This window comes from Alistipes sp. ZOR0009, from assembly GCF_000798815.1.
GTDB lineage: Bacteria > Bacteroidota > Bacteroidia > Bacteroidales > ZOR0009 > Acetobacteroides.
The window spans coordinates 1-16487 of record NZ_JTLD01000049.1; the positions used below are offsets into that span (position 1 = coordinate 1).

The window sequence follows — 16487 nt, forward strand, 5'->3', positions numbered from 1 at the left end:
TGCGGAAGTAGCTCAGTTGGTAGAGCATCAGCCTTCCAAGCTGAGGGTCGCGAGTTCGAATCTCGTCTTCCGCTCTTGTTAAAAAAAATAGTTGCCGATGTAGCTCAGGGGTAGAGTACTTCCTTGGTAAGGAAGGGGTCACGAGTTCAATTCTCGTCATCGGCTCACTGGAGTTTAATAAAATTTATCTAACAGTTTAACAATTTGGAGTTATGGCTAAAGAAAAATTTGAAAGATCGAAGCCTCACGTAAACATAGGTACCATTGGTCACGTAGACCACGGTAAGACTACCCTAACCGCTGCAATTACTACCGTACTTGCAAAGAGGGGTCTTTCTGAGTTGAGAAGTTTCGATTCTATCGACAACGCACCTGAAGAAAAAGAACGTGGTATCACCATCAACACTGCACACGTTGAGTACCAAACAGAAAACCGTCACTACGCTCACGTAGACTGTCCAGGTCACGCCGACTACGTAAAGAACATGGTTACTGGTGCTGCTCAAATGGACGGTGCTATCCTTGTAGTTGCTGCTACAGATGGTCCTATGCCTCAAACTCGTGAGCACATCCTTCTTGCTCGTCAGGTAAACGTTCCTAAGATCGTTGTTTTCCTTAACAAGGTTGACATGGTTGAAGACGAAGAAATGCTTGAACTAGTTGAAATGGAAGTTCGCGAACTTCTAAGTTTCTACCAATTCGATGGCGACAATGCTCCTGTAATCCGTGGTTCTGCACTTGGTGGTCTTAATGGCGATGACAAGTGGGAAGATAAGATTATGGAACTTATGGCAGCAGTTGATAGCTACATTCCAATTCCTCCTCGTGAAAACGAAAAACCATTCCTTATGCCAGTTGAGGACGTATTCTCAATTACAGGACGTGGTACCGTTGCTACAGGTAGAATTGAAACTGGTATCGTAAAAGTTGGTGAAGAAGTTCAAATCATCGGTCTTGGAGAAGAGCCAAAGAAATCTGTATGTACTGGTGTTGAAATGTTCCGTAAGCTTCTAGATCAAGGAGAAGCTGGTGACAACGTAGGTCTTCTACTTCGTGGTATCGACAAGAAGGATATTCGTCGTGGTATGGTAATTGCTAAGCCAGGAACTATCACTCCTCACACTAAATTTAAGGCTGAGATTTACGTTCTTAAGAAAGAAGAAGGTGGTCGTCACACTCCATTCCACAACAAGTACCGTCCACAATTCTACCTACGTACTCTTGACGTAACTGGAGAAATCTCTCTTCCAGAAGGTGTAGAAATGGTAATGCCTGGTGATAACGTAACCATCACTGTAGAACTAATCACTCCAGTAGCTCTTAACCAAGGTCTACGTTTCGCTATCCGCGAAGGTGGTAGAACAGTTGGTGCTGGTCAGATCACAGAAATTCTAGAATAATCTAGACCAAAATAACCAAGAATTGGCTCTTTGGAGCCAATTCTTACCTATTACGGGTGTAGCTCAGTTGGTAGAGCATCGGTCTCCAAAACCGAGTGTCGGGCGTTCGAGTCGCTCCTCCCGTGCTTCAGAAAATTCGACCTATGAGAATTAAAGAATATTTTAAAGAGTCTTATAACGAACTCAAAAATAAGGTTTCTTGGCCTTCGTGGAGTACGTTGCAAAGCAGCGCAATAGTTGTTATGATTGCTTCCCTACTATTCGCTATTGTAGTCTTTGCAATGGACATCACCTTCAGGAATCTTATGGAGTTACTTTACAGCATGCTGTAATAAATTAATAGGAAGAAAGCGATGAGCGAGACCGACAAAAAATGGTATGTCCTAAGAGCAATTGGGGGCAAGGAAAAGAAGGCGAAAGAGTACATCGAAAATGAGGTGCGAAATCGAGATCTTCAAGACTTTGTTTCACAAGTTCTTATCCCTACTGAAAAAGTTTACCAGATTAGAAATGGTAAAAAAATCAGCAAGGAGAGGATACACTATCCCGGTTACATTCTTATTGAGGCAGCATTAGTAGGGGAAATTCCACACATTTTAACTAATATTACTAATGTCATCGGCTTTTTAGGAGACCCTAAGAACCAAAATGCTCCGATCCCTCTCAGGACTGCTGAGGTGAACAGGATTCTCGGCCGAGTAGACGAGCTTACCGAAGGCGATGAAGAACTTTCTATTCCTTATGTGGTTGGCGAATCAGTTAAAGTAACTGATGGACCATTCAACGGATTCAATGGAACGATTGAAGAAGTAAATGAGGAGAAGAAAAAGCTCACAGTAATGGTTAAAATTTTTGGCAGAAAGACTCCACTGGAGTTGAGCTTTATGCAAGTTGAAAAAGAGTAGTTAAATTAAGTAGAAACTGCTATGGCTAAAGAAGTCGCTGGACTTATTAAGTTGCAGATTAAAGGTGGCGCAGCAAACCCATCACCACCCGTTGGACCTGCTTTAGGTTCTAAAGGGGTGAATATTATGGAGTTTTGCAAGCAGTTCAATGCCAGGACACAAGACAAGGCCGGTAAGGTTCTTCCTGTCATTATTACTGTTTATAGCGATAAGTCTTTCGATTTTATCGTAAAGCAACCACCTGTAGCTGTTCAACTTAAGGAGGCAGCCAAAATCCAATCAGGTTCTGCTGAACCAAACCGTAAGAAAGTTGCCACCATTACTTGGGAGCAAGTTAAGCTAATTGCGCAAGACAAGATGCCTGACATGAATTGCTTTACCTTGGAATCGGCAATGAAAATGGTAGCTGGTACAGCTAGAAGCATGGGTATTACCGTACAAGGTGAATTCCCACAATTGTAATAATAAATACTGCGTGCAGAAATGAGTAAACTTACCAAAAATAGGAAGCTAGCTTTATCGAAGATTGAGCCAGGCAAGGTTTACAAGTTATCAGAAGCAGCCGAAGTGTTGAAGAGCATTTCTTTCACCAAGTTCGATGCTTCAGTAGATATCGACGTACGCCTTGGCGTTGACCCTCGTAAGGCAAACCAGATGGTTAGAGGCGTTGTGACTCTACCTCATGGTACAGGTAAGCAGACCCGCGTATTAGTACTCTGCACCCCCGATAAGGAGCAAGAAGCCACTGAGGCTGGCGCCGATTATGTTGGTCTTGACGAGTACATCGACAAGATCAAGGGGGGATGGACCGATGTTGACGTGATCATCACAATGCCTAGCGTAATGGCTAAGGTGGGTGCTCTTGGTCGTATCCTTGGTCCTCGTGGTCTGATGCCCAACCCTAAGACCGGAACTGTTACCATGGAAGTGGGTAAGGCAGTTAAGGAAGTGAAGAGCGGTAAGATCGATTTCAAGGTAGACAAGTTTGGTATTGTTCATACCTCTGTTGGAAAGTTGTCATTTGAGCCTAATATGCTTGCTGACAATGCCCATGAGTTCTTGAACACGGTTATCAAGCTTAAGCCTTCTGCTGCGAAAGGTACCTACATTAAGAGTATCTACCTTTCTTCTACAATGAGCCCCGGCTTACAAATTGATCCTAGATCAATTAACGAGTAATTTTTTAACCTTGTTACTATGAGAAGGGAAGAGAAAAACGTTATCATCAACAGTTTAGCCGATCAGCTCAAGGAGTTTCCTCACTTTTACCTGGCAGACATTTCAGGGTTAAATGCAGAGGATACTGCAGCGATTAGAAGACAATGCTTTGAGAAAGAGATTAAGCTTATCGTAGTTAAGAATACCTTGCTACGTAAGGCGCTCGAACAAATCGAATTCCAAGGCACCGAGCTTTTCGACGTGCTAAAAGGTTCGACCTCGATTATGCTAACCGCACAGAACAACGTTCCTGCTAAGCTTATTAAGGAGTTTAGCAAGAAGAACAAGCTTAAAAAGCCCGTTCTTAAAGGTGCATTCGTGGAAGATACCACATATATCGGTGAAGCAACACTGGAAGAACTTGTAAACATCAAGTCTAAGGAAGAGCTTATCGGCGATATCATTGGCCTATTGCAATCTCCAGCGAAGAATGTTATTTCTGCGCTGCAATCGGGCGGAAATATTTTATCGGGTGTTGTTAAGACCCTATCAGAGAGAGAAGAATAAGAAGTTTAGTCAAAATTTTTTTAAAAACGAAGTAAAATGGCAGATCTTAAGAAATTTGCAGAAGAATTGGTTAATTTGTCTGTAAAGGAAGTTAACGAATTAGCTAAGATTCTCAAGGAAGAGTATGGCATTGAGCCTGCTGCTGCTGCGGTTGCTGTTGCTGCTCCTGCTGCTGGTGGCGAAGCTGGTGCTGCTGCTGAAAAAACTCAATTCGACGTTATCTTGAAGTCAGCAGGTGGTGCTAAACTTCAGGTAGTAAAGGTTGTTAAGGAAATTACCAGCCTAGGTCTAAAGGAAGCTAAGGATCTAGTTGATGGTGCTCCAAAAGCAATCAAGGAAAAGGTTTCTAAGGAAGAAGCAGAATCAATTAAAGCACAACTTGAAGAGGCTGGAGCTGAAGTTGAAGTTAAATAGCATTTGCCTGTTTAACAGGTAATTTGGGTTTAGAATCTAATTTTATTAGATTCTAAGCCTTTTTGTTGTTTTTTCTAACTTTAGTTCAACAAATCTTGAAACGATGTCTCTAAACAAAAACAGCCAGCGAATAAGCTTTTCTTCGACAAAACATCAGGTGGCATATCCTGATTTTATGGAGATTCAGCTACAATCATTCAGGGATTTCTTTCAAATGGAAACCACGCCCGAAAACAGGAAGACTGAAGGGCTATACAAGGTTTTCATGGAAAACTTCCCCATTACCGATACCCGAAATAACTTCGTTTTAGAGTTTATTGACTATTTCATTGACCCACCACGCTACTCGCTGGAAGAGTGTCTTGAAAGAGGCTTAACCTACAGCGTACCGCTAAAGGCTAAGCTAAAGTTATACTGTACAGACCCTGAGCACGAAGATTTTGATACCGTTATTCAGGATGTGTACTTGGGTACCGTTCCTTACATGACCCCTAAGGGTACCTTTGTAATCAATGGTGCCGAGCGTGTAGTTGTTTCGCAGCTGCACCGTTCTCCTGGCGTATTCTTTGGACAAAGCGTTCACGCCAATGGAACAAAACTATATTCAGCCCGTGTAATTCCGTTTAAGGGTTCATGGATTGAATTTGCTACCGACATTAACAGCGTGATGTACGCCTACATCGACCGTAAGAAGAAGTTACCTGTAACAACCCTTCTTCGTGCGATTGGCTACGAAACGGACCGAGATATTCTCGAGATCTTTGATCTTGCTGATGAGATCAAGGTTTCTAAAGTGAACTTGAAAAAATATGTAGGTCGAAGGCTGGCTGCCCGTGTGCTTAAATCGTGGATTGAAGACTTCGTGGATGAAGATACCGGCGAAGTTGTATCGATTGAGCGTAATGAGGTAATTATCGACCGTGACGTTGTTTTAGAGAACGATCATATTGATGAGATCATGGAGTCTGGTGCGAAGTCCATCCTTCTACACAAGGACGAGGGCATTAATGCCGATTTCTCGATTATCAACAATACCCTTCAAAAAGACCCATGTAACTCTGAGAAAGAGGCGGTGGTTTACATCTACAGGCAGCTTAGAAACTCTGAGCCACCAGATGAGGCTACAGCTCGTGATGTTATTGATAAGCTTTTCTTCTCCGACAAGCGTTACGACTTGGGAGAGGTTGGTCGCTACCGTATCAACAAGAAGCTGGATCTTAACATCGACTCGGATATCCGTGTGTTGACTAGAGAAGATATAATCAACATTATTAAATATCTGATTCAGCTAATCAACTCGAAGACTGACGTGGATGATATCGACCACTTGTCGAATCGTCGCGTTAGAACAGTAGGAGAGCAGCTGGCTAATCAGTTTAGTGTTGGTTTGGCTCGTATGGCTCGTACCATTCGTGAGCGTATGAACGTTCGCGATAACGAGGTATTTACGCCAGTCGACCTTATTAACGCTAAAACGCTTTCGAGTGTAATCAACTCGTTCTACGGTACTAACCAGCTATCTCAGTTTATGGATCAAACCAATCCATTGGCAGAGATGACTCACAAGCGTCGTCTTTCGGCGTTAGGACCTGGCGGTCTTTCTCGTGAGCGTGCAGGTTTTGAGGTTCGTGACGTACACTACACTCACTACGGACGTCTTTGTCCGATTGAAACCCCAGAAGGTCCGAATATCGGTCTTATCTCGTCTCTTTGCGTATTTGCAAAGATCAACCACCTTGGATTCATTGAGACTCCATACCATAAGGTAACTGAAGGTAAGGTTGATTTTTCACCAGAAGGTATGGTTTACCTTTCGGCCGAGGAAGAAAGTGGTAAGATCATTGCTCAAGCAAGCATCGAGATGAACGAAGATGGTACATTTGCTACCAATCGTGTAAAATCGCGTATGGAAGGTGACTTCCCTATTGCTGAGCCTGAGCAAATCGAACTTATGGACGTTGCTCCCAACCAGATCGCGTCTATTGCCGCATCTCTTATTCCTTTCCTAGAGCACGATGATGCTAACCGTGCGCTGATGGGATCGAACATGATGCGTCAGGCAGTTCCACTTCTTCAACCAGATGCTCCTATCGTAGGAACTGGCTTAGAAGGTGAAGTTGTTCGCGATAGCCGTACGCAAATTGTTGCAGAGGCTGATGGTGTTATCGAGTTCGTAGATGCGGCAGAGATCCACCTGCGATACGATATGACCGAAGAGCAGCGCTATGTGAACTTTGATCCTGAAATCAAAATTTACAGATTACCAAAATATCTGAAAACCAACCAGAATACGTCGATCAGCTTACGTCCAATCGTAGAAAAAGGTCAGCGTGTGGTTAAGGGGCAAATCCTTACCGATGGTTATTCAACAGAGTTGGGTGATCTTGCTTTAGGAAGAAACCTAAAGGTTGCATTCATGCCTTGGAAGGGGTATAACTTCGAGGATGCGATTGTGATCTCAGAAAGATTGGTTCGTGAGGATATTTTCACCTCTGTACACGTTGACGAGTACATCATGGAGGTGCGCGATACCAAACGTGGTCTTGAAGAGTTAACTTCGGATATTCCAAACGTAAGTGAAGAGGCAACCCGTAATCTGGACGAAAATGGTATGATCCGTATTGGAGCAACCGTTGAGCCTGGAGACATACTTATTGGTAAGATTACTCCAAAAGGTGAATCTGATCCAACTCCTGAAGAAAAACTGCTTCGTGCAATCTTTGGGGATAAGGCTGGTGATGTTAAAGATGCATCTTTAAAGGCATCTCCATCTTTACGTGGTGTTGTTATCGATAAGAAACTTTTCTCTCGTTCTCTTAAGGATAAAAAGGGGAAAGTTAGCGAAAAGGTTCTTCTTCAGAAGGTTGATGACGAATTTGAAAAGAGGTCGAACGATTTGAAGGTTAAGCTTGTAGACAAGTTGTTTAACCTTGTAAACGGAAAGACTTCTCAAGGCGTTTCAGACTACTACGGAACAGAAATTATCGGTAAAGGTATAAAGTTTACTCAAAAGGTTTTGGTTGAACTTGACTATCTTAATGTTAACCCTAATAAGTGGACTACCGATAAGGATAAGAATACTACGATCAAGAACCTTATTAATAACTACATTATTAAATTTAAGGAGCTTGATGCAGAAGCTAAACGTAAAAAGTTCAATATCTCTATAGGGGATGAGCTACCAACAGGTATCGTGCAGCTTGCTAAGGTTTATATTGCTAAAAAACGTAAGATTCGCGTAGGGGATAAGATGGCAGGTCGCCACGGTAACAAGGGTATTGTTGCCAAGGTTGTACGTGACGAGGATATGCCATTCCTAGAAGATGGAACCATCGTAGATATCGTTCTAAACCCACTGGGGGTACCTTCTCGTATGAACCTTGGACAGATTTACGAAACGGTACTTGCTTGGGCTGGTCGAGAACTTGGAGTTAAGTTTGCGACTCCAATCTTTGACGGTGCGGATTTAGACCAAATTGCTGAATATACTGATAAGGCAGGTATCCCTCGTAACGGTAAAACTTACCTTCATGATGGAGGCACCGGGGAGCGTTTCCACCAGCCAGCAACAGTAGGTATCATCTACATGCTGAAACTGGGGCACATGGTTGACGATAAAATGCACGCGCGTTCTATTGGACCATACTCGCTCATCACGCAGCAGCCTCTTGGTGGTAAGGCTCAGTTTGGTGGTCAGCGTTTCGGGGAGATGGAAGTTTGGGCACTGGAAGCATTCGGTGCATCTAACATTCTTCAAGAAATTCTTACCATTAAGTCTGACGACGTTATGGGCCGTGCTAAGGCTTACGAAGCAATTGTTAAGGGCGAAGCAATGCCTCCTGCAGGTATTCCCGAATCGCTTAATGTATTGCTCCACGAGCTTCGCGGCTTAGGATTGAGCGTTAACCTTGATTAAAAACATAGAGCCATCCCGCTGTAAGGCGGGATCGGCTCATCTTTCATCGATATAAAACAAGCTCAAAATATGTCATTCAGAAGAGATAATAAGGTTAAAACCAACTTCACAAAGATCTCTATCGGACTTGCATCTCCAGAAGAAATTTTGGAGCGTTCGAGCGGGGAGGTTTTGAAGCCAGAGACCATCAACTATCGTACCTACAAGCCAGAGCGCGATGGACTTTTCTGCGAGCGCATTTTTGGTCCTGTAAAGGACTACGAATGCCATTGCGGGAAGTACAAGCGTATTCGTTACAAGGGTATCGTGTGTGATAGGTGCGGTGTTGAAGTTACCGAAAAGAAAGTTCGCCGTGAGCGTATGGGGCACATCTCTTTGGTGGTTCCTGTTGCTCATATTTGGTACTTCCGTACTCTTCCTAATAAAATTGGATACCTACTTGGTATTCCGTCTAAGAAGCTAGATGCCGTAGTTTACTACGAAAGATATATTGTGATCCAATCGGGTATTAAGGCTATTGATGGTATTAAGGAGATGGACCTTCTTTCTGAAGAAGAGTACCTAGAGATCCTAGATACCCTTCCAAAGGAAAATCAGTACCTTGACGATAGTGATCCAAATAAATTTATTGCAGGTATGGGGGCTGAGGCTCTTTACGCACTTCTTGGGCGTATCGAGTTAGATGACCTTTCATATTCGCTTCGTCACAAGGCAAATACAGAAACTTCTCAACAGCGTAAGAGCGAGGCTTTAAAGCGCCTTAACGTAGTAGAAGCATTTAGAGAGTCAAAGGGGATAAACCGTCCTGAGTGGATGATATTGAAGGTTGTTCCAGTAATTCCACCAGAGTTACGTCCGTTGGTTCCTCTAGATGGAGGTCGTTTTGCCACATCTGACTTAAACGACCTTTATAGGCGCGTTATTATTCGTAATAACCGCTTAAAGCGACTTATAGAGATTAAGGCACCAGAGGTGATTCTTCGTAACGAAAAGCGTATGCTTCAGGAAGCGGTAGACTCTCTGTTCGACAACTCTCGTAAGTCTAATGCCGTTAAAACAGAAGCTAACCGTCCTTTAAAGTCGCTTTCAGACTCGCTAAAAGGTAAGCAAGGACGTTTCCGTCAAAACTTACTTGGTAAGCGTGTTGACTATTCGGCTCGTTCGGTTATCGTCGGTGGTCCAGAACTTAAGATGCACGAATGTGGTATTCCTAAGGATATGGCCGCTGAACTTTACAAGCCATTTATCATTCGTAAGCTGATTGAACGTGGCATTGTTAAGACTGTAAAATCGGCAAAGAAAATTGTTGACCGTAAGGATCCGGTAGTTTGGGATATCCTTGAAAACGTTATCAAGGGTCACCCTGTGATGCTAAACCGTGCTCCAACCCTTCACCGTTTGGGTATTCAGGCATTCCAGCCAAAGCTTATCGAAGGAAAGGCTATTCAGCTGCACCCGCTGTCATGTACTGCGTTCAACGCGGACTTTGACGGTGACCAGATGGCGGTTCACCTTCCACTAGGCAACGCTGCAATTCTTGAGGCTCAAATTCTGATGCTGGGTGCTCACAACATCCTTAACCCTGCGAATGGTGCGCCAATTACGGTACCTTCTCAGGACATGGTTCTTGGATTGTACTACATTACCAAGGAGCGTAAGGGGGCTAAGGGTGAAGGAACAATATTCTATAGCCCAGAAGAGGTTATTATTGCTCATAACGAAAAGGCTGTTGACCTACATGCTATCGTAAAGGTTAACTATCCACAATATGATAATGAAGCTAACTTAGTTGGACATGCGATTATAGAATCGACTGTAGGTCGCGTAATCTTCAACCAGTTTGTACCCGTTGAGATGGGATTCATTAACGAGTTGGCTACTAAGAAGTCGCTTCGTGATATCATCTCTCAAGTATTCAAAAAGTGTGGAACTGCTAAGACTGCAAAGTTCCTAGATGACATTAAGGATCTAGGTTACGGTATGGCATTCCGTGGAGGTCTATCATTTAATCTTGATGACGTTCTTATTCCAAAGGAAAAGATTGAACTTATCGAGGAGGGATACGCTCAGGTGGATGAAGTGGTTGCTAACTACAACATGGGTTTCATTACCAACAACGAACGTTACAACCAGATTATCGACATTTGGACACATACCAATGCCAAGATTACCCAAATCTTGCTAAAACAGCTTAAAGAGGACCGTCAAGGCTTCAACTCTGTTTACATGATGCTTGACTCTGGGGCTCGTGGTTCGAAGGAGCAGATTCGTCAGCTTTCTGGTATGCGTGGTCTGATGGCAAAACCACAGAAGTCGGGAGCAGAAGGTGGTCAGATTATTGAGAACCCCATCCTTTCGAACTTTAAGGAGGGACTATCGGTACTTGAGTACTTTATCTCTACCCACGGTGCTCGTAAGGGTCTTGCGGATACCGCTCTTAAGACTGCCGACGCAGGTTACCTAACTCGTCGTCTTGTAGACGTATCGCATGATGTTATCATTTCTGAGCAAGATTGTGGAACACTTCGCGGACTAGTTGCTACTGCAATTAAGAATAACGAAGAGGTTGTAGAATCGCTATACGAAAGAATTCTTGGACGTACAACCGTTCACGATATCTACCATCCGCTTACAGGGGCGCTAATTGTAGCCTCAGGAGAGGAAGTTACAGAGGAGATTGCTACTGAGATTGAAAACTCTCCAATTGAGCAGGTTGAAATTCGTTCGGTACTTACTTGCGAATCTCGCAAGGGGGTATGCGCTAAGTGCTACGGACGTAACCTATCAACTAGCCGAATGGTGCAGCTTGGTGAAGCAGTTGGGGTAATTGCCGCTCAGTCAATCGGAGAGCCAGGTACACAGCTTACACTTCGTACCTTCCACGTAGGGGGTACCGCAGGTAATACCGCTGCAGACTCTAAGATTGTTGCTCGTTATGATGGACGTCTTGAAATAGACGAACTTCGTACCGTTCAAAAGCAAGATGCTAGCGGTAAGAATGTGGATGTTGTAATTGGACGTCTTGCAGAACTTCGTATTGTAGATAAGAATACAGGCATTACGCTATATACTCACGCAATTCCTTACGGTTCTATCCTTTATAAGAAGGATGCGGAAACGGTTACAAAGGGAGAGCTAATCGTAGAATGGGATCCATATAACGCGGTTATCATCTCTGAGTACTCGGGTAAGATTGCCTTCGACAACATTCAGGAAGGTATCACCTTCCGTGAGGAGTCGGATGAGCAAACAGGATACCGTGAGAAGGTTATTACCGAATCGCGTGATAAGACAAAGAACCCAGGTATTAAGATTGTTTCTCAATCGGGTGAAGAGTATAAGGCATACAACTTGCCAGTAGGTGCTCACATCGTGGTAGAGAACGACAACCCTGTAAAGGCTGGGGATATCCTTGTTAAGATTCCACGTGCGGTAGGTAAAGCAGGTGACATCACCGGGGGTCTACCTCGTGTAACCGAGCTGTTCGAAGCTCGTAACCCTTCTAACCCTTCTGTTGTATCTGAAATCGACGGGGAAGTATCTCTTGGAAAGATCAAGCGTGGTAACCGTGAGATCATTGTTACTTCTAAGTTAGGTGAGGTTAAGAGATACCTAGTACCTCTATCACGCCAGATCCTTGTACAGGAGAATGACTATGTTCGTGCGGGAACACCTCTATCTGATGGTGCTATTACGCCAAGCGATATCCTTGCGATCCAAGGTCCTACTAAGGTTCAGGAGTATATCGTTAACGAGGTTCAGGAAGTATACCGTATGCAGGGTGTGAAGATTAACGACAAGCACTTTGAAGTAATCGTTCGCCAAATGATGCGTAAGGTAGAAATCGTTGATGCCGGAGATACCAAGTTCCTTGAAAAGCAGATTGCTGACAAGTGGGATTTCATGACAGAAAACGACTGGATTTACGACAAGAAGGTTGTTGTTGATGCTGGAGATTCGAAGAATGTTAAGGCTGGACAGATTATCACCGCTCGTAAGCTACGTGACGAAAACTCTATCCTTAAGCGTAAAGACCTTCAGCTAATCGAAGCTCGTGATGCAATTCCTGCAACTTCGAATCAGATTATCCAAGGTATTACCCGTGCAGCGTTGCAAACAGGCAGCTTTATGTCTGCAGCATCGTTCCAGGAAACAACCAAGGTACTTAACGAAGCGGCAATCCACGGTAAGATCGACTACCTAGAGGGTATGAAGGAGAACGTAATTTGCGGTAAGCTAATTCCTGCAGGTACAGGTCTTCGTCAATTCGATAGAATTGTAGTTGGTTCGATGGATGACTACCAGAACATGGTAAAGTCTAAACAGCATGAAGACATTACTGAAGAGTAATGACAAGTATAAGTAAGGAAACCGGGGCTTGTCCCCGGTTTTTTTATACATTTACCCTAAATATTAAACCACTATGGAAGATAATAGCAACCAGCCAGAAATGAATATAGAGCTGAACGATGACGTTGCTCAGGGCGTATATTCAAACTTAGCCATCATATCTCATTCGCCATCGGAGTTTGTGGTAGACTTTATTCGCATAATGCCAGGTATGCCAAAGGCTCAGGTTAAGTCGCGGATTATACTTACTGCCGAGCATGCCAAGCGATTGATGCATGCGCTGCAGGATAACATCGACAAGTATGAGCACCACTTTGGGGAGATTGAAATCCGAGGTGTTGAGCCCATGATTCCAGTTCCATTCTCGAATAGCAGCAATGGTCAAGCATAAAAAAAGAGCCGAATAGTTTCGGCTCTTTTTTATTTTGATGTTGGCTGCTGTCTGCTTACGAATTCTTCGAATTTCATTGTTTTGAATTTGTCCTCCTTCAGAAACTGCAGTATGGGATGGAGGCTTTCCGGCTTTTGGTAGCCAGGGACAACCGTTAGCACATTCCCCTGCTCGTCGAGGTAGGCTATGGAGGGGTAGCTGGGCCGGTTGTTGGTAACGGCTAGCACAAACTCGTTCATGCTCTTTCCTGCAGCGGTAAGCAGCTTGAACGTACGTCCCTTATAGCTGAAGTCGGGCTGCGTTTCGGCATTCATCTTAACGGCATAGTAGTTTTGCGAGATATACCTGGCAATGGTGGAGTCGCCAAACGTATCCCTATCCATCTTATGGCACCATCCGCACCAGTCGGTATACATGTCTATCAGTATTTTTCGGGGATTCTTCTCCGAAGCCTTTAGCGCTTCTTCGATGGACATCCATTTAACCTGTGCCTGCTGTGCTGCGCCTGCTAGCGGGAGCAGGCATACCAGCGCTATCAATCTTACTACTTTCATTATAGCCATTCTTTTTACGCTGCGAATATAGCTACATCCGCCAACTTATGGCTTTAAATAATAAAAAGTATACGTGGGACGCCATACAAGGAAGCAAGAACAGAAAATAAAAGTATATTTACACTCATTAAGTTTAATCCTATTTAATATGAATAAGGACATTATGGGCTTAAGCCCCAAAACTATTTGGAAGCATTTTTATGCACTTACTCAGATTCCTCGTCCATCTGGACACGAGGAGGCTTCTGCTAAATATGTACTAGATTTTGCCCTTGGATTGGGGCTGGAGGCTTTTCGCGATGAGGTGGGTAACGTAATTGTGCGTAAGCCTGCCACTGCTGGAATGGAAAACCGTAAGGGCATTGTGCTACAAGGCCACCTCGACATGGTTCCTCAGAAGAATAGCGATAAGGTTCACGATTTTGAGAAGGATCCAATCGAAGCTTACATTGATGGCGATTGGGTTACCGCCAACGGAACAACGCTAGGTGCCGATAACGGAATGGGCGTTGCCGCCTCGTTGGCCGTTTTGGAGGCTACCGACATTGCGCACGGTCCAATTGAAGTGCTGCTAACTATGGACGAAGAGACCGGTATGACTGGTGCTTTTGGACTAAAGGCAGGCGTTCTTCATGGAGATATCCTACTAAACCTTGACTCGGAAGATGAGGGCGAGCTATACGTTGGATGCGCTGGAGGTACCAACGCCAACGTAAAGTTTGAGTATGCAGAGGAGGCTACACCAGCAGGAATGGTGGGCTACAACCTCGAAATTCGTGGATTAAAGGGTGGCCACTCGGGTATGGAGATCATCCTTCAGAGAGGAAATTCGAACAAGCTGATGTTCCGCTTCCTTTACGAGGTTGCCGGCATGGGCGTTAGGGTTAGCACCGTTGATGGCGGTAGCTTGCGTAACGCTATCCCTCGCGAGTGCTTTGTTACGGTTGCCGTGCCACAGGCTAAGGCGGCCGAGTTTGAGGCTAAGGTAAAGGAGCTGGAAGCTACCTTCTTGGCAGAGCTTGCTCTTGTAGACGAGAACCTAACCTTTAAGGCCATCAAGGCCGAGGTTCCTGCAAAGGTGATGGACGTAGCCACTCAGGAGAAGCTAACCTTCGCTGTTTACGCTTGTCCTAACGGGGTGGCCCGCATGAGCGACTCGATGGAGGGGCTTGTTGAAACATCGAACAACCTGGCTCGCGTAGAGGTTAAGGGAGGAAAAGGTTCCGTGCTTTGCCTGCTTCGCAGCTCGGTTGATAGCGCTAAGCTCGATTTGGAAAACCAAATCGCAAGCGTATTTAAGCTGGCTGGTTTCGAAGTTTGGATGGACGGACAGTATCCAGGCTGGAAGCCAAACCTAAACTCACCAATCCTTACCACCATGCAGAATGTTTACGAGCAGATGTACGGTAAGATCCCAACCATTAAGGCTATTCATGCTGGGTTGGAGTGCGGCCTGCTAGGCGGCGTGTATCCAAACTGGGATATGATTTCGTTTGGACCAACCATTCGCTACCCACACTCTCCAGACGAGAAGGTGAAGATTGATACCGTAGAGAAGTTCTGGAACTTCCTTGTAGAAACGCTAAAGAATGTACCTGCCAAGTAGCAGATGCTCGATACTAAAGCAGAAGGCTCGCAATTTGCGGGCCTTCTTGTTTTATAGCGATACCGTTCGGGATGTCCGGTTCTGCGGAAGGTCTACCGCCGCTACGGTGGCCAGCATTTCCTCTAGCGGAAAGGAGGTGGAGCTCACCAGATATTCCCATATTCCGTCTGTTGCGGTAGGCGTTGCGCGTCCTTCCTCCTGTACCTCGCCATCGGCGGTGTGGATGGATACCGTCACTTCGGCCACACGAAAGTCGTCGGAGGCGTAGATGGTGATAATTTTTTGGGCGGTGATGGGGTGCGGATGGACGATGACCTGCGTGATGGAGGGGGCATTGAGGTAGTCGGCAACGGCAACCTGGTAGGCCGAGCTGCACCGTGGGCTGACGCCGGCTGCGTACTGCTCCTTGAGCGAGGCGTCGGCCATGGCCGATTTGGCGTATTGGGTTGCCTTCCTAAATCGGTCTTGCCGCTCCTTTTGCTTGTCCGATCGGGGGTATACCTTTTGTGATTTTGCAGAAACTACCGTTTTCCCGTTTAGCTGCCGGAATACCAGCATGCCTCCAATTGCTCCTTGAAGCCCTTGGGTAAGGATGTTGTTGCCAACTTTTGCCATTTTTGCGTTGCTTTTGTGGGGTTACTCCTTGCATGTACCATATAAAGTTCGGAATATTTTCAGAGTTATTCCACCATTTTCCCACTATTTTTTCATCTTTTTTTCGGTATACTGTCAGAATGACATAAGACTATCTACAGGGTAGCTTCGGAGTGCCTTCGGAGTGGCTTCGGTCTTTTTGCTTTATTTTGATTGGGAGGGGCTGCTTTTCTGCCAGTATGTCATGCTGTGGTAGGGCTGATGTTTGTGGCCTTTAAAGCATATTGAAGGTGCTAGTTATTCTTGTGTTGTGTCTGTTTTTGGAAATAGGGGTTGTGATGATAAAAAAAATATGATTTTAATGGATTTGTAATATACCAGATTATCAGGTTTGAAAGAATAATTAATAAAGTGTCCGCGTAAAAAAAAGCATGTAGCCCTTGCAGAACCGGAAAAAGGGGGTACTTTTGCATCCGCTTTCGGGGATAACGGGCTGCCTACGGGCACCGGAGGAAACGAAGGCAGCGATCTTTTCGTAGGAGGCAGCAGGAAGGTTTTTAACCATCCGAGCGAGGGAGTAGCGAGAGCCCCGTCGGCCCAGAAGGGTTTACGACGGAAGCCGCGAAGGGGCC

The 16487-nt window shown here is 44.9% G+C and carries 14 protein-coding genes and 3 tRNA genes; 14 read left to right on the plus strand and 3 right to left on the minus strand.

Annotated features, from left to right (window positions below; translation table 11 throughout):
- Position 1: 1 nt before the first annotated feature.
- The 13 genes from L990_RS13635 (at position 2) to L990_RS13695 (ending at position 13101) form a co-directional block, all read left to right on the plus strand.
- Positions 2 to 74, plus strand: a tRNA-Gly gene (locus L990_RS13635).
- Positions 75 to 93: 19 nt separating this feature from the next.
- Positions 94 to 165 (plus strand) — tRNA-Thr (locus tag L990_RS13640).
- Between the two features lie 47 nt (positions 166 to 212).
- A complete protein-coding gene (gene tuf / locus L990_RS13645) occupies positions 213 to 1400 on the plus strand; it encodes an elongation factor Tu (RefSeq protein ID WP_047450464.1) in 1188 nt (395 codons plus the stop codon).
- Positions 1401 to 1452: 52 nt separating this feature from the next.
- Positions 1453 to 1525 (plus strand) — tRNA-Trp (locus tag L990_RS13650).
- An 18-nt stretch (positions 1526 to 1543) separates the two neighbouring features.
- On the plus strand, positions 1544 to 1732 hold the full coding sequence (gene secE, locus L990_RS19730) for a preprotein translocase subunit SecE (protein ID WP_047450493.1): 189 nt from the start codon (positions 1544 to 1546) through the stop codon (positions 1730 to 1732).
- A 21-nt stretch (positions 1733 to 1753) separates the two neighbouring features.
- Positions 1754 to 2305 (plus strand): transcription termination/antitermination protein NusG, encoded by a 552-nt coding sequence (gene nusG / locus L990_RS13660; RefSeq protein WP_047450466.1) that lies wholly within the window; start codon positions 1754 to 1756, stop codon positions 2303 to 2305.
- 21 nt (positions 2306 to 2326) lie between these two features.
- Positions 2327 to 2767, plus strand: a complete 441-nt coding sequence (rplK, locus tag L990_RS13665; RefSeq protein ID WP_047450468.1) for a 50S ribosomal protein L11 — start codon at positions 2327 to 2329, stop codon at positions 2765 to 2767.
- A 21-nt stretch (positions 2768 to 2788) separates the two neighbouring features.
- Complete coding sequence (rplA, locus tag L990_RS13670) at positions 2789 to 3484, plus strand: 50S ribosomal protein L1 (RefSeq protein ID WP_047450470.1); 696 nt, start codon at positions 2789 to 2791, stop codon at positions 3482 to 3484.
- Positions 3485 to 3502: 18 nt separating this feature from the next.
- Positions 3503 to 4030: a 50S ribosomal protein L10 gene (gene rplJ, locus L990_RS13675; RefSeq protein ID WP_047450472.1), complete on the plus strand. Its 528-nt coding sequence runs from the start codon at positions 3503 to 3505 to the stop codon at positions 4028 to 4030.
- Between the two features lie 36 nt (positions 4031 to 4066).
- The gene (gene rplL / locus L990_RS13680; protein WP_047450475.1) at positions 4067 to 4444 is read left to right on the plus strand and encodes a 50S ribosomal protein L7/L12; all 378 of its coding nucleotides are present in this window, start codon (positions 4067 to 4069) and stop codon (positions 4442 to 4444) included.
- 103 nt (positions 4445 to 4547) lie between these two features.
- Positions 4548 to 8360: a DNA-directed RNA polymerase subunit beta gene (rpoB, locus tag L990_RS13685; protein WP_047450478.1), complete on the plus strand. Its 3813-nt coding sequence runs from the start codon at positions 4548 to 4550 to the stop codon at positions 8358 to 8360.
- 69 nt (positions 8361 to 8429) lie between these two features.
- The gene (gene rpoC / locus L990_RS13690) at positions 8430 to 12710 is read left to right on the plus strand and encodes a DNA-directed RNA polymerase subunit beta' (RefSeq protein ID WP_047450482.1); all 4281 of its coding nucleotides are present in this window, start codon (positions 8430 to 8432) and stop codon (positions 12708 to 12710) included.
- Positions 12711 to 12783: 73 nt separating this feature from the next.
- On the plus strand, positions 12784 to 13101 hold the full coding sequence (locus L990_RS13695) for a DUF3467 domain-containing protein (RefSeq protein WP_047450485.1): 318 nt from the start codon (positions 12784 to 12786) through the stop codon (positions 13099 to 13101).
- 29 nt (positions 13102 to 13130) lie between these two features.
- Here the strand turns inward: L990_RS13695 and L990_RS13700 are convergent, their stop codons facing one another.
- On the minus strand, positions 13131 to 13655 hold the full coding sequence (locus tag L990_RS13700; protein ID WP_052181023.1) for a thioredoxin family protein: 525 nt from the start codon (positions 13653 to 13655) through the stop codon (positions 13131 to 13133).
- A 148-nt stretch (positions 13656 to 13803) separates the two neighbouring features.
- On the opposite strand from L990_RS13700, the gene L990_RS13705 reads away from it, so the two are divergent.
- Positions 13804 to 15261 carry an aminoacyl-histidine dipeptidase gene (locus tag L990_RS13705; RefSeq protein WP_047450488.1) on the plus strand — a complete coding sequence of 486 codons (1458 nt, stop codon included), beginning with the start codon at positions 13804 to 13806 and terminating at the stop codon, positions 15259 to 15261.
- Positions 15262 to 15312: 51 nt separating this feature from the next.
- On the opposite strand, the gene L990_RS13710 is transcribed toward L990_RS13705, so the two are convergent.
- Both L990_RS13710 and L990_RS20405 read right to left on the minus strand, forming a co-directional pair.
- Positions 15313 to 15876 carry a hypothetical protein gene (locus L990_RS13710; protein ID WP_047450490.1) on the minus strand — a complete coding sequence of 188 codons (564 nt, stop codon included), beginning with the start codon at positions 15874 to 15876 and terminating at the stop codon, positions 15313 to 15315.
- A gap of 276 nt (positions 15877 to 16152) precedes the next feature.
- Positions 16153 to 16487 (minus strand): hypothetical protein (locus L990_RS20405; RefSeq protein WP_231562282.1); only part of this gene is annotated, 335 nt, incomplete at its 5' end.

What these genes read in the sequence shown, in the direction of transcription:
- tuf (WP_047450464.1), top strand. Translation starts at nt 213, where the DNA reads ATGGCTAAAGAAAAATTTGAAAGATCGAAGCCTCACGTAAACATAGGT.
- secE (WP_047450493.1), top strand. Translation starts at nt 1,544, where the DNA reads ATGAGAATTAAAGAATATTTTAAAGAGTCTTATAACGAACTCAAAAAT.
- nusG (WP_047450466.1), top strand. Translation starts at nt 1,754, where the DNA reads ATGAGCGAGACCGACAAAAAATGGTATGTCCTAAGAGCAATTGGGGGC.
- rplK (WP_047450468.1), top strand. Translation starts at nt 2,327, where the DNA reads ATGGCTAAAGAAGTCGCTGGACTTATTAAGTTGCAGATTAAAGGTGGC.
- rplA (WP_047450470.1), top strand. Translation starts at nt 2,789, where the DNA reads ATGAGTAAACTTACCAAAAATAGGAAGCTAGCTTTATCGAAGATTGAG.
- rplJ (WP_047450472.1), top strand. Translation starts at nt 3,503, where the DNA reads ATGAGAAGGGAAGAGAAAAACGTTATCATCAACAGTTTAGCCGATCAG.
- rplL (WP_047450475.1), top strand. Translation starts at nt 4,067, where the DNA reads ATGGCAGATCTTAAGAAATTTGCAGAAGAATTGGTTAATTTGTCTGTA.
- rpoB (WP_047450478.1), top strand. Translation starts at nt 4,548, where the DNA reads ATGTCTCTAAACAAAAACAGCCAGCGAATAAGCTTTTCTTCGACAAAA.
- rpoC (WP_047450482.1), top strand. Translation starts at nt 8,430, where the DNA reads ATGTCATTCAGAAGAGATAATAAGGTTAAAACCAACTTCACAAAGATC.
- L990_RS13695 (WP_047450485.1), top strand. Translation starts at nt 12,784, where the DNA reads ATGGAAGATAATAGCAACCAGCCAGAAATGAATATAGAGCTGAACGAT.
- L990_RS13700 (WP_052181023.1), bottom strand. Translation starts at nt 13,655, where the DNA reads ATGAAAGTAGTAAGATTGATAGCGCTGGTATGCCTGCTCCCGCTAGCA.
- L990_RS13705 (WP_047450488.1), top strand. Translation starts at nt 13,804, where the DNA reads ATGAATAAGGACATTATGGGCTTAAGCCCCAAAACTATTTGGAAGCAT.
- L990_RS13710 (WP_047450490.1), bottom strand. Translation starts at nt 15,876, where the DNA reads ATGGCAAAAGTTGGCAACAACATCCTTACCCAAGGGCTTCAAGGAGCA.